At 72.5% G+C, this 13,098-nt stretch carries 10 protein-coding genes; 4 read left to right on the top strand and 6 right to left on the bottom strand.

Translation table 11 applies throughout. The features are described from left to right. Positions 1-124: 124 nt before the first annotated feature. Positions 125-1,168: a BMP family lipoprotein gene (locus ACZ7G3_RS02065; protein WP_470922852.1), complete on the bottom strand. Its 1,044-nt coding sequence runs from the start codon at positions 1,166-1,168 to the stop codon at positions 125-127. Between the two features lie 387 nt (positions 1,169-1,555). Continuing rightward, positions 1,556-2,794, bottom strand: a complete 1,239-nt coding sequence (locus ACZ7G3_RS02060; RefSeq protein ID WP_470922851.1) for a M20 family metallopeptidase — start codon at positions 2,792-2,794, stop codon at positions 1,556-1,558. A gap of 518 nt (positions 2,795-3,312) precedes the next feature. On the opposite strand from ACZ7G3_RS02060, the gene ACZ7G3_RS02055 reads away from it, so the two are divergent. After that, entirely contained in the window at positions 3,313-4,053 is a 741-nt protein-coding gene (locus ACZ7G3_RS02055; protein ID WP_470922850.1) for an ALF repeat-containing protein, read from the top strand. Between the two features lie 82 nt (positions 4,054-4,135). Here the strand turns inward: ACZ7G3_RS02055 and ACZ7G3_RS02050 are convergent, their stop codons facing one another. From ACZ7G3_RS02050 to ACZ7G3_RS02035, 4 genes are read right to left on the bottom strand one after another with little or no spacing between them, the layout of a single operon-like run. Next, positions 4,136-5,203: a hypothetical protein gene (locus tag ACZ7G3_RS02050; RefSeq protein ID WP_426597097.1), complete on the bottom strand. Its 1,068-nt coding sequence runs from the start codon at positions 5,201-5,203 to the stop codon at positions 4,136-4,138. A 52-nt stretch (positions 5,204-5,255) separates the two neighbouring features. Then, positions 5,256-6,194, bottom strand: coding sequence for an N-acetylneuraminate synthase family protein (locus tag ACZ7G3_RS02045; protein ID WP_426525673.1), 939 nt, complete (start codon positions 6,192-6,194; stop codon positions 5,256-5,258). A 14-nt stretch (positions 6,195-6,208) separates the two neighbouring features. Continuing rightward, positions 6,209-7,489: a cytidylyltransferase domain-containing protein gene (locus ACZ7G3_RS02040; protein WP_470922849.1), complete on the bottom strand. Its 1,281-nt coding sequence runs from the start codon at positions 7,487-7,489 to the stop codon at positions 6,209-6,211. 32 nt (positions 7,490-7,521) lie between these two features. Continuing rightward, a complete protein-coding gene (locus ACZ7G3_RS02035; protein WP_470922848.1) occupies positions 7,522-8,868 on the bottom strand; it encodes a DUF6716 putative glycosyltransferase in 1,347 nt (448 codons plus the stop codon). A gap of 198 nt (positions 8,869-9,066) precedes the next feature. Between ACZ7G3_RS02035 and ACZ7G3_RS02030 the strand changes: the two genes are divergently transcribed. The 3 genes from ACZ7G3_RS02030 to ACZ7G3_RS02020 all read left to right on the top strand — a co-directional run bounded on the left by ACZ7G3_RS02030 (position 9,067) and on the right by ACZ7G3_RS02020 (position 13,038). After that, the gene (locus tag ACZ7G3_RS02030) at positions 9,067-10,047 is read left to right on the top strand and encodes a glycosyltransferase family 2 protein (protein WP_470922847.1); all 981 of its coding nucleotides are present in this window, start codon (positions 9,067-9,069) and stop codon (positions 10,045-10,047) included. Next, positions 10,044-11,378 carry a polysialyltransferase family glycosyltransferase gene (locus tag ACZ7G3_RS02025; RefSeq protein ID WP_470922846.1) on the top strand — a complete coding sequence of 445 codons (1,335 nt, stop codon included), beginning with the start codon at positions 10,044-10,046 and terminating at the stop codon, positions 11,376-11,378. Before ACZ7G3_RS02030 ends, ACZ7G3_RS02025 begins: the two co-directional genes overlap by 4 nt. Before the next feature lie 508 nt (positions 11,379-11,886). Continuing rightward, positions 11,887-13,038, top strand: a complete 1,152-nt coding sequence (locus ACZ7G3_RS02020; RefSeq protein WP_470922845.1) for an acyltransferase family protein — start codon at positions 11,887-11,889, stop codon at positions 13,036-13,038. The last annotated feature ends 60 nt before the right edge of the window (positions 13,039-13,098 follow it).

Below are 13,098 nucleotides of genomic sequence, written 5' to 3'. Positions count from 1 at the left end.
TGGGGGGGGGGGGGGGGGGGGGGGGGGGGGGGGGGGGGGGGGGGGGGGGGGGGGGTGCGAAGTGCAGGGGGGGGGGGGCTCTGTGTCCCCCCCCCCGCTCCGTCCGGTTCCGTGCCGCGCCGGTCTACTCGGTCTTGACCTTGATGGAGCCGTCGATGATGCCCGCCTTGGCCTTGGCCACGGCGTCCGTCAGGCCCGGCACCTCGGCGTACTTCGGGTTGCTGTCGGACAGGCCCACGCCGTCGGACTCGAGGTCGAAGGTCTGGGTGCCGGTCAGCGGCTTGCCGTCCTCGACCGACTTGGCCAGGGCGTACACCGCGCCGTCGATGTCCTTCAGGGCCGAGGTCAGGATGTGGTCCTTGTACGCGGCGAGGGCTTCCTGCCGGTACTGGTCGGAGTCGACGCCGATCGCCCAGACCTTCGCCTTCGCGGCGGCCTCGATCACTCCCTGACCGGAGAGGCCGGCCGCCTGGTAGACGACGTCGGCCTTCTTCTCGATCTGGCCCTCGGCGGCGGCCCGGCCCTTGTCGGGGCTGGAGAAGCCGCCCTCCTCCGCGGTCTGCGTCAGGTACTGGGAGACCACCTTGACCTTGGGGTCGGTGTCCTGCACGCCCTGCTTGTAGCCGGCCTCGAACTTGTGGATCAGGGGTACGTCGACACCGCCCACGAAGCCGACCGTGTTGGTCTGGGTGGCCTTGGCCGCCGCGACGCCCGCGAGGTAGGAGGCCTCGTTCTCGGCGAAGACGAGGGAGACGACGTTCTCGCCCTCGACCACGGAGTCCACGATGCCGAAGGTGACGTCCGGGTGCTTCGACGCGACGGCCTTCATCGCCGGGCCGTAGGCGAAGCCGACGCCGATGACCGGGTTGTAGCCCTGCTTCGCGAGCGAGGCGAGGCGCTGCTCCTTGTCGGCGTCGGTCTCGCCCTCGGTGGGCTCGATGTCGGCGGTCTCGTAGCCGAACTCCTTCTTCGCCCGCTCCAGACCCGCGTACGCGGCGTCGTTGAAGGACTGGTCGCCCTTGCCGCCGATGTCGTACGCGATGGCGAGGCCCTTGTCGTCCTTGCCGTCGCCGCCGCTCTCGCCGCTGGTACCGCCGCAGGCCGTGGCGGCGAGTGCGAGCGACGCGGCCCCCACCGCGGCGCGGGTCAGTCTCGATGTCCGACGCATCTGAAGCTCCCCATTCTCCAAAGCCCCGCAGCGGGCGCTCGGTTCGGCGCACATTAACGCGCGTAGAAACTCCTGGGAACGGGGTTCCGCGGGGCCGTTACCCATTCGTGCCGCGGGTTGTTGCCGGGGGTGTCCGAGGCGTGCCGCGTGACCTCGGGGCCTGTGCATCAGGGTGGCCCCGGCCCGCCACGGCCGCAACCGCGACGGGCCGCCGCGCCCTGCGTGACTACTGCCACGGCGCGGCTACCGCACGGCGCGGCTACCGCACGGCGCGGCTACCGCACGGCGCGGCTACCGCACGGCGCGGCTACCGCACGGCGTGGCTACGGCACGGCGCGGCTACGGCACGGCGCGGCTACCGCACGGCGTGGCTACGGCACGGCGCGGCTACTGCACGGCGTCGATCAGCGCGGCCGCGGTGAACATCTCCACGCCGACCGTGATGGCGTGCTCGTCCACGTCGAAGTCGCCCTGGTGCAGGTCACGGATGGTGCGCTCGCCGGGCGGGCGGACGCCGAGGCGGGCCATGGCGCCGGGCACCTGCTCCAGGTACCAGGAGAAGTCCTCGCCGCCGAGGCTCTGCTCGGTGTTCTCCACGGTCTCGGTGCCGCGCCGGGCGACCATGGCGGCCTGGAGCAGTTCGGTGCTGGTGACCTCGTTGACGACCGGGGGCACGCCGCGCACGTAGGTGATCTCGGACTTGGCCCGGTACAGGTTGGCGATCTCGTCGATGGCGCCGACCACGAGGTCGGGTGCCTGCCGCCAGGCGTCGAGGTCCAGGCAGCGCACGGTCCCGGCGAGTTCGGCGTGCTGCGGGATGACGTTCGGTGCGTGGCCCGACTCGACCCGCCCCCAGGTCAGGGCGAGCCCGCTGCGGCTGTCCACGCGCCGGGCGACGAGCGGGGGGACGTCGGTGACCACGCGGGCGGCGGCGGTGACCAGGTCGGTGGTGAGGTGCGGGCGGGCGGTGTGTCCGCCGGGGCCGTTCAGGGCGACCTCCAGCCGGTCGCAGGCGGAGGTGATGGGGCCGACCCGCAGCCCGATCCGCCCGGCGTCCACCCGGGGGTCGCAGTGCACGGCGAGGATGCGGCGCACCCCGTCGAGCGCGCCGCCCTCGATGGCGTCGGCGGCTCCGCCGGGCAGCACCTCCTCCGCCGGCTGGAAGACCAGTCGCACGGGCCGGGGCAGCAGGCCCTGTTCGTGCAGGGCGGCGAGCACCAGTCCGGCGCCGAGGACGACGGTGGTGTGCACGTCGTGTCCGCAGGCGTGGGCACGGTCCGGTACGCGCGAGCGGTACGGGCACTCGCCCTTGGTGTCCGGGATGGGCAGGGCGTCGATGTCGGCCCGCAGGGCGAGCATGCGCGGTCCGCCGGACCACTGTCCCGAGTCGGTGCCGGTGCCGATGTCGCAGACGAGCCCGGTTCCGACGGGGAGTACGCGCGGCTTGAGGCCGGCCTTCTCCAGCCGTTCCTTGATCGCGGCGGTGGTGCGGAACTCCTGGTTGCCCAGCTCGGGGTGCATGTGCAGGTCGCGGCGGAAGGCCACGAGCTCCGCGCGCAGCGCCTCGGGCAGCGCGCCGGGCAGCGCGGACTCACCGGGAGTGTCGGCCTCGGACTCTGGGGACATCAACGCTTTCACCCTTTGCAGAGTAGGGCGCCCGAGCGACCGGTGGACCCACGATCAACAAAAATTCAGCCCGTTAGGGTAAGAAATCGCGGCTGCCCTACGCATAGCAATCGACTCGCTTGGGTAAACTCGCCCGCCTTTCCGACCGAGCCGATCCTGAGAGATTCACCGGGAGTGGTCCGAACCGCTCACCGGCACCCGCCTGGGACACGGGTACCACGCGACGACCGCCCCACGCGCGCCGTGACGGTGCCGGTCGCGGCCCTGTTCCAGTGGGGCGGCACGGTGATCACGGCCCGGCCGGCGCCGGAGGCCGGCGCCGGGGTCGCTCCGTGCCGGGCCGCTCCCTACCGGTGGCGCTCCGTACCGGGCGTCGTTCCGTAGCGGGCCCGCCCCACGGCCCGTCGGCAATGAAGAACCTGTGAAGACTGCATGATCCATGCAGTCCACCGGCCTGCCTCTCCTTGACACAATGCTTACGTCGCACAACATGCCCACGACCCAAGGTGGTTGACTCCATGAGACTGTCCCGCGTGGCTCTCGCCGTGGCCGCCGGTGCTCTCGCCCCGGCCCTGCTGCTCTCCACCCCCTCCTTCGCCGCCACCCCGATACCGTCGGCCGCGGCAGCGGCGGCGGACACGGGTTCCCCCTACGACGAGATGGACGCCGACGACCTGCGCGTCGCCATCGCCAGGACGCTCGCCGACCCCGACAGCGGCCGGCGCGTGATCCAGGAGGCCAACGAGCTCCTCGACGACGCCACCGTGGACGAGATGCGCGCCTGGCTCAAGACCGGGTACCGCCTCGCCCAGGCCGAGGACGACGCCGTCGCCATCGCCAGGACGCTCGCCGACCCCGACAGCGGCCGGCGCGTGATCCAGGAGGCCAACGAACTCCTCGACAACCGCAACCCGGAAGAGATGCGCGCCTGGCTCGAGTCCGGGTACCGCCTCGCCCAGGCCGAGGACGACCGCGTCGCCATCTCCCGGCTCCTCGGCGACCCCGACAGCGGCCGGGCCGTCATCCGTGAGGCCAACGAGGCCCTCGACGACGGCAGCCCGGAGGCGGTGCGCGCGTTCCTGGAGACCGGGCTCCGTCTCGCCCGGGCCGAGGACGACAGCGTGACGATCGCTCGCATGCTGGCCGACCCCGGCATCAGCGACGCCCTGCGCGCGGCGGCGAACGCCGCCCTGGACGACGGCTCCCCGGAAGCGCTGCGCCACTTCATCGAGGTCGGCCAGTACGAGGCCGGCGCCTAGGCTTCGCCGGGACGGCACCGGCTGCGGCGCCGCGGGGCGGGCACCCCGGAAGCGGGTGTCCCGCCCGGCCTCGGCACGGGGACTACGCGGTGCCCGCCACCGCCGACAGCCGGTGCACGTCCCGTGCCGACCCCGTGACGCCGGACAGGAACCCCCGGGCCCGCGGTGAGGCGGACTCGGTGAGCCAGGCCGGGTCGATGTCGCAGACGGCGACGCGGACCTCGGTGCCGGCCAGGGCCAGGGGGAGGGTGTGGACGACCGTGGAGGGGAAGCTGAGGACGGTGCGGCCGATCGGGCCGCGGCGGGCGATCAGTTCCAGCGGGAGGTCGGGGCGGACGATCTCCAGGCCCGTCTCCACGGCCAGCCGGTGGAGTTTCTCGGTGCTCTCGCGGCGGTGGGCGAAGTAGCGGGCCGCCCCGTGGGCCTTCGCCAGGCCGCGTACGGCGTCCATGTAGCGGTCGCCGTCGACCACGCCGGTCTCCACCAGGGAGGTGCCGACCATGTCGGCGCCCTTGGTGATGCGGGGCGGGCCGAAGCGGGCCCGGGTCCAGGCGAAGTCGTTCGCGGTGACGGTGACGCCGTCCGGGGTCTCCTCGATGGGCATGGAGGAGAAGACCTCCACGCGGCGGCCCCGGGCGGGGGTCAGACGGCGCCGGGCGGCCCCGGACACCGGGGCGAAGAGCAGGTCGCGGGGGCCGGGGCGGCTGCCCTTGCGGTGCCAGCGGACCAGGCGTTCGCCGTGGGCGAGCTGGGTGACGAACTCCATCGTGGCCGTGCCGTCGTCGACGACGACCAGGTCACGGGCGCGGGTGATGGTGAGGAGCAGCTGTACGTAGCGGGAGAACGGGTCGCCCATGACGATCCGGTCCGCGTGGCGGAGGACGGACGTCAGGCCGCCCACCGTGCGGAAGGGGGCCGCGGCGCCGCCCCTCGCCTCCTCCCAGCGGACCTCGTGGCCCTCCTTGCGGGCCAGTTCGGACATGCGGCGCAGCTGGCCGCGGGTCATCGGGTCGACGGGTGAGAGGACCACGAGGGTGAGCTCCGCGCCGGGTGCGCGGGTGTGCGCCCACTCCAGCACGTTCAGCAGTTGTACCGGGCTCTCGACGAAGGCGAGAGTGCGGGGGCCGGCATTCCCGGCGCGGGGGCTCATCGGCGTACGACCGTCCCGTGGTGAGGGCGTGGTGGGGGTGTCAGGCCGGGTGTCAGACCGTGACCGGCTCGCCCGCGGCGGCGGCGATCTCCGCCTCGGCGACGACGCCGGTGACGCGGCGGAGCTTCTTCATGGGGCCGAGCTCGGAGTCGTAGACCTTCTTGACGCCGTCGCCGAGGGAGGCCTCGATGGTGCGGATGTCGCGGACGAGGCGGGTCAGGCCCTGCGGCTCGACGGAGGCGGCCTGGTCGGAGCCCCACATGGCGCGGTCGAGGGTGATGTGGCGCTCGACGAAGGTGGCGCCGAGGGCGACGGCGGCGAGGGTGGTCTGCAGGCCGGTCTCGTGGCCGGAGTAGCCGATCGGGACGTTCGGGTACTCCTGCTGGAGGGTGTTGATGACGCGGAGGTTGAGCTCCTCGGCCTGCGCCGGGTACGTCGACGTGGCGTGGCACATCAGGATGTTGTCGCTGCCCAGGACCTCGACCGCGTGGCGGATCTGCTTCGGGGTGGACATGCCGGTGGAGAGGATGACCGTGCGGCCGGTGGCGCGCAGGGCGCGCAGCAGCTCGTCGTCGGTCAGCGAGGCGGAGGCGACCTTGTGGGCGGGGACGTCGAACTTCTCCAGGAAGGCGACGGCCTCGGTGTCCCACGGGGAGGCGAACCAGTCGATGTTCTTGGTCTTGCAGTACTCGTCGATCTGACGGTACTCGTCCTCGCCGAACTCCACACGGTGGCGGTAGTCGATGTACGTCATCCGGCCCCAGGGGGTGTCGCGCTCGATGTCCCACTGGTCGCGCGGGGTGCAGATCTCGGGGGTGCGCTTCTGGAACTTGACCGCGTCGCAGCCGGCCTCGGCGGCGGCGTCGATCAGCTTGAAGGCGTTCTCGAGCTCACCGTTGTGGTTGATGCCGATCTCGCCGGTGATGTAGACGGGGCGGCCGGGGCCGGCCTCGCGGGAACCGAAGGCGCGGATGCGGGAGTTGGTGCTCATGGCGGGGGGCTTCCTTACTTGGACTGGGTGAGCGTGGGGAGTTCGAGGGAGTCGGGTGAGTCGGGGGAGTCGAGCGAGGGGCCGAGGATCCAGCCGGCGATCTCCCGGATCGCACCGTCACCGCCGGATGCGGTGGTGACCGCGCGGGCCGCGCCGCGTACGACGTCGTGGGCGCTGGCGACCGCCACGGGCCAGCCGACGAGGGCGAAGCACGGGAGGTCGTTGACGTCGTTGCCGACGTAGAGCACGCGCTCGGGCGCGATGCCCTGCTCCTCGCACCACTGCTTGAGTGCGAGGTCCTTGCGGTCGATGCCGTGCAGCACCGGGAGCTTCAGCTTCCGGGCGCGGGCGGCGACGACCGGGTTCACTTCCGTGGACAGGATCAGCATCGTCAGTCCGCTGCGGCGCAGGGCCGCGATGCCGAGGCCGTCGCCGCGGTGTACGGAGACGAACTCCCGTCCGTCGGAGTCGATCAGCACCCGGTCGTCGGTCTGGGTGCCGTCGAAGTCGAGGACGACCGCGTCGATGTCTTCGGCGGTCGGAAGGGTGCCGGGCCGGGCGGCGTCGAAGAGGGGCGCCAGGGCGCGGGCGCGGGCCAGGTCGTGCGGGTCGTCGATCTCCAGGACGCGGGCCGGGTCGGTGCGGACCAGTTCGGTGCGGCCGAAGAAGCGGTGCCGGTGCTCGCGGAAGCCGGGTGCGGCCATGGCGTAGGCGGCGCCGGTCTCCAGCAGGTCCTGGGGGCGGTCCTGGCGGCGGGGGCGGTACGACTTGTCGTGGTTGACGCCGAAGCCGCCTTCCGCTTCCCCGGTGGTCCCGTCCGTGCCGTCCCGCCACACGAAGCCGTGGAACGGGGCCACGGTCACCGCCGTGTCCGCGCCGCCCTCGGCGACCGCGCCGGCCACCCCGTCGATGTCCTCGCGGACGAGGAACGGACTGGTGCACTGCACGAGCAGCACCACGTCCACGGCCGCGCCGTGCAGGGCCTCGTGGGTGTCCATGGCGTGCAGCACGGCGGCCTCGGAGGTGGCCAGGTCCCCGGCGATGGCGGCGGGCCGCAGCACGACCTCGGCGCCGGCCTCGCGGGCCGCGGCGGCGATGGCCTGGTCGTCGGTGGAGACCACGACGTCCGTGACCAGCCGGGCGGCCCGGCACTCGCGTACCGCCCGGGCTACCAGGGGTACGCCGCCGACGGGCGCGAGGTTCTTCGCGGGCACGCCCTTGGAGCCGCCGCGCGCGGGGATCACGGCGAGCACGCGGCGCACGTCGGCGCCCCGGCCCGCTTCCGGTGGGGACATGGGCTGTACTCCTTGGGAACGGTTCGGGGCGGTCACAGCTCCCCCATCCGCCGGATCACCGGGGCGACCCGCTGGACGCCGTGCCGGTAGGCGCCGCGGGCCGCGCGGCGCACCACCTGCCGAACCGGGCCGGGTGCCTTGTCGGCGGCGGGTGCGCCGGGCAGCGGGGTGCCGTCGGGGGCGAGGTGGTGGCGGGCGAGGATGCCGGGGAGGTAGCCGGGGGCGGTGACCGTGGTGTAGTACGGGGCGATCGGGGGCAGGCCGCCGGGGCGGCCGAGCAGGCCCGCGATGCGCTTGCGGGCCTCGTCGAAGGCGGTCTCGTAACCGCCGTCCGCCGCCACGCCCTGCCGGGCGACCCACTCGGGGTCCGGCGCCGGGCGGTGGCCCTCGTCGAGCTGGTCCCAGGAGGCGAGGCAGCCGGAGCCGACGAAGTGGTGGTTGCCGAGCGCCTCGCGCACGCCCAGGTCGGTCAGGACGACCGTGGGGATGCGGCGGTGCAGGGATTCGAGGGCCGCTGTGGAGCTGACGGTGACCAGCAGGTCGGTGTGGTCGAGGACCTCGCCCATGTGCCCGTAGACCAGTCGGAAGTTGGGCGGCGGGTCGGCCCGCTGCACCAGCTTCTGGTAGGGCAGCTCCTCGATGTGCGTGGTGTGTTCGCCCGGCCTGGAGCGCAGCTTGAGCAGCACGTCCCGCTCGGGGTGCCGGCGGGCGTGCCGGATCAGCCGTTCGAGGAGGTACGTGCGGTCCTTGCGGCTGTCCGGCACGGAGGGCTGGGCGGCGAAGACGACCGTGTAGCGGCGCTCCCCCTCGCCGGGCTCCCCCCGGTAGGGGGCTCCGCCCAGGAAGGGCAGGGCGACCTCGGTCACCGCGGCGGCGTCGGCGCCGACACCCTCGTACACGCTCCGGAAGCGGTCCGCGTCCTGGCGCGAGTTGGCGAGGACGAGGTCGGCTCCGTGGCGCAGCAGCAGGCCGTCGGCGAGCTTCTCGTAGACGACGCCGACGTAGCCGGTGACGACGACGGGCCGTTCGGCGCGGTTCTCCCAGACCCGGCCCAGGCCGTGCAGCATCGCCTGGACGCCGCCGCCGACCAGGGCGAGGACGACGATGTCGTAGGGCTCGTCGTCCGTCGCCCCGCCCATCGCCCGCAGGAACTCGGCGGCGGTCACCTCGCGGAGCGAGTCCGCGGTGACGCCGACTTCCCGCAGCTGGCGGGGGGTGGGGGTGGCTCGGCCGCGCAGGAGGTAGCCGTCCAGGCGGATGTCCGTGTTCTCGGGAGCCCCGGGTGAGATGCGGGTCGCGGTGAGCGCGCCCCATTTCCACCGGGTGTCGGAGTCCGCCAGGACGGCGACGCGCAGGGCCTTCGTTGCACTTGCTGGCACGTCGTAGACGCTAGGAAGCCATTTCTAGGAGCCGCCCAATTGGAATCCAACAAACGGTGAACAGCACATCGCCGAATGGCGAATCGGGCCGTCGGACGCCCGGAACAGCATGCGCTTCACGGCTTCGCCATGCCTCATTCACCCCGTGTCAAGGTTCAGGTAAAGCCGGGTGCCGGGCCGCCGCCTAACGTCGGTCACGTGCCAAAGCTCTCCGTCATCGTGCCGTTCTACAACGTGCGGCAATACGCACCCGACACCCTGCGGAGTCTGCGCGCGAACGCGCGGGACGACTTCGAATTCATTCTCGTCGACGACTGCTCGTCGGACGGGACCGTGGACCTCCTCGCGCGGGCCGAGTCCGAGCTGCCGGGGGCGGTGCTGGTCCGACACGAGCGGAACGGCGGCCTGGCCACCGCCCGCAACACCGGCATCGAGCGGGCGCGCGGCGAGTACGTGACCTTCCTGGACGGTGACGACTGGCTGGCCCCCGGCTACTACGACCGGCTCGTCGCCGCGATCGAGGAGCTGGGCTGCGACTTCGTGCGCACCGACCACGTCCAGTGCACGGCGCGGGCCCGCGTCGTGCACCGGGTGCCGCACGGCCGCCGGGGCGTGACGCTGCGCCCGCGCGACGCGATCCTGCCCGCGCACCGGTCCACCTCCGTCGACTACGCCTACGCGTGGGCCGGCATCTACCACCGCCGGCTGGTCGAGCGCGGTCTGCTGCACTTCACCGACGGGCTGCGCACGGCCGAGGACCGGCCGTGGATCTGGAAGCTGCACCGGGAGGCGGAGTCCTTCGCGGTCACCGGACTGCTCGGCGTCTTCTACCGGCGCGGGGTGGCGTCCTCGCTCACCCAGATCGGGGACGTCCGCCAGCTCGACTTCATCCGCGCCTTCGACGAGGTCGTCGCCGGGGCGGCCGAGGACGCCGACGCGGCCAGTCTGCTGCCGAAGGCCGTACGCACGTACTGCGCGATCATTTCCCACCATCTCGGTTCCATCGAAAGGTTTGAACCCGCCGTGGCCCGCAAACTGAAGGTGATGAGCGCCGCCGCGCTGCGGCGGATGCCGCAGGACGCGCTCGACGAGGTGCTCGGCTCGATGGACGCCGAGCGCGCCACCCGGCTGCGCCGGCTGCGCCGCCGTGCGGTGCCGGCCACGGAGGTGGCCGCGTGACCACGCAGATCTTCCTGGCGTCCACGCTGTACGGCACGGCCACCCTCGCCGCCGCCCTCGACTCCGGCTGCTTCGACGCGGCCGACCGGCGGATCCTGCTGGTCTCCAACAACGCGGCGACGCCCGAGACGACGCCTTCCGTGGACGAGATGCCCGGGTTCGAACAGCTGCGGACGCGGTTCGACGACGTGGTGTCGTGGAACGAGGCGATCTTCCCCTTCCACCCCGGCGGCTGGTCCCCGCGGGTGGAGGACGCGCCCATGTGGGAGCGGTATCTGCGGCTGTCCTGGGGAATCGGCGACGACGACGTGGCACTCGCCGTGGAGTCGATCCAGGTGCACCCCGCGCTCGGCGTCGCGGAGATCTTCACCGACGCGCCCCTGACCGTCTACGCCGACGGCCTGATGAGTTACGGCCCCACCCGCAACAAGCTCGACCCACTGGTCGGCACACGGGTGGAACGGCTGCTCCACCTCGACCTGGTACCCGGCCTCGAGCCGCTGCTGCTGACCGAGTTCGGCGTCGGGGCGGAGATCGTGCCGACCGAGGCGTTCGTCAAGGTGCTGGCCGAGCTGGCGGACACCGGCGCCGGCCTGCCGGACGTGGAGCGGCCCGCGGTGCTGCTCGGCCAGTACCTCTCGGCGCTGGGCATCCTCTCCGCCGAGGAGGAGGAGAGCCTGCACGTGACCATGCTGACCGGCGCCGTCGGCCTCGGGCACACCCGCGTGGTCTTCAAACCGCACCCCACGGCCCCGGCCCGCTTCACCCGCACCCTGGAGCAGGAGGCGGAGAAGCTCGGCGTCGACCTCACCGTGGTGGACACGCCGGTCCTCGCCGAGGTGCTGTACCGGCGGATGCATCCGGCACTGGTCGTGGGCTGCTTCTCCACGGCCCTGCTGACCGCCTCCGCGCTGTACGGGCTGCCGGTCGCCCGGGTCGGCACGGAGACGCTGCTGGACCGGCTGACGCCGTACGAGAACAGCAACCGCGTCCCGGTCACCATCGTCGACGCGCTACTGCCCGAGCCGTCCGAGGCGGCCGCCGTCACGGAGGGGCGGCAGGGCCTGGACACCGACGCCCTCGCCGCGCTGGTGCGGGCCGTCGGATTCGCGATGCAGCCCAAGATCCTGCCCGAGCTGCGGCCGGCGGCCGAGGAGTACCTGCGGGACAACCTGAACGCCCGCACCCGGCGGTACTTCAAGAAGCGCCGGCTGACCTCGCTCGGCCTGCCCGGCGGCATCCCGGAGCGGCTGGCGTTCCTGCCGCACAATTCCACGGCACGCAAGGTGGTGCGGCGGGCGAAAGCCATTCGGCGCTCGATCAAGAAGTGAGGTGACCACCGGCGTCGAGGACATGCACGCAGGATGTCGCTATCGCCGAACCGCACTCCGTTCGCGTTCCCTCGATCCGCCGCTTGCCGCGTCCCGGCCGAAGACCTGACGGGAATTCCCCTCCGAACGAACACGTCTGTTGTGCATCCGCGCGTCGCAGCCCTCTCCGGACCGGGCTGGTCGTCCGTGTTTTTCGCCGTCTTCACCGGGAACCGCCACCGCCGACGTACACATGGGTGAACTGGAGTACGGCTTTCGAAGAGGTTTTCCCGTACGCGCACGAGACCGAGCACGTCATGGCGTGCGGGGCCGCACCCCGGGAGCCGGCCGGACACCGGGAGTTCCACAGATGTTCTCGTGCCCGTCCGCTCGGTTGTTCATCTCCCGAACAGGCACTGCCTAGCCTGTGCCGCACCCGTCCCCCGGGCGAGGCCGCCCACCCCGCTCGTCCGCGGGCGTCCTGAGAAACCGACATCGACCGGGCAGCGGTCAAAGGAGTAGTACGAGCGTGACCGAGACGGCCGTGAGCACCCCGACAGCGCGGCCCGGTCCGGCCGCTTCCCCCAAGGCACCGGCCGGACCGGCACCGGAACGGCAAAAGCCCGCGCCGGGCCGGCTGCGCGCCCTGGACGGACTGCGTCTGGTGGCCGCGCTGATGGTGGCGGCGTACCACTACGGCGGACGCGGCGGCACCGTCACCGACGCCTGGGGCACCTCCCCCGCGCTCCAGTTCCCGACCCTGCACACCCTTTTCGCCTACGGCTGCCTCGGTGTCCAGGTCTTCTTCGTGATCAGCGGGTTCGTGATCTGCATGAGCGGCTGGGGGCGGTCCCTGACGTCGTTCTTCGCGTCCCGCGTCTCCCGGCTGATGCCCGCCTACTGGGTGGCGGTCGTCCTGGTGACCGCCGTGTTCGCCCTGCCGGCGGTCGCCTACCAGGCGGTGTCGCCGAGCGACGCCCTGGTCAACCTGACGTTGCTGCAGCAGCCGCTGGGCGCGGACCGGGTGCTGGGCGTGTGCTGGACGCTGTGGGTGGAGGTCCGCTTCTACGCGCTGTTCGCGCTGTGCGTCGTACTGCCGGGCACCGACCGCCGACGGGTCCTGATGTTCTGCGGCGGCTGGCTCCTCGCCGCGGTGCTGGCGCAGGCCGCGGACGAGCCGCTGCTCGACCTGGTGCTGATGCCGGAGTACGCCCCCTTCTTCGTGGGCGGCATCGGCCTGTACCTCGTCCACCGCGACCGGCGGGACGCCCACGGGTGGGGCATCACGGCCGTGAGCTTCCTGGTCGGGCAGCACTACGCGGTCGCCGAGCTGTGGAACGCCGCCGACCCGGAGGCCTTCGCCCACCGCACGACCTTCGGCATCGTCCTCGTCGTCGCCTTCGGCTTCCTGGCGGTGGCGGCGATCGCGCTGGGATGGCTGAGCCGGGCGAACTGGCGCTGGCTGACGGTGGCCGGGGCGCTGACGTACCCCTTCTACCTGGTGCACGAGCACCTGGGCTGGGTGGTGATCCGCGTCCTGCACCGCGATCTGCACGTGCCGTCGGCGGCGACCTTCGTGCTGACGACGGCTGCGATGCTGCTGCTGGCCTGGCTGTTGCACCGGTTCGTCGAGAAGCCGCTGACCCCGCGGCTGCGGTCGGCGCTCTCCCGGACGCTCTGAGCGCGTCCGGGCCGCCCCGGCGTGCGGAGGAGCGACCTCCGCACCGCACGCCGGGGCGGC

The organism is Streptomyces sp. NPDC037271 (assembly GCF_055603605.1).
Note: the sequence above shows the minus strand (reverse complement) of the source record. Positions and strands in the feature narration are given on the sequence as shown.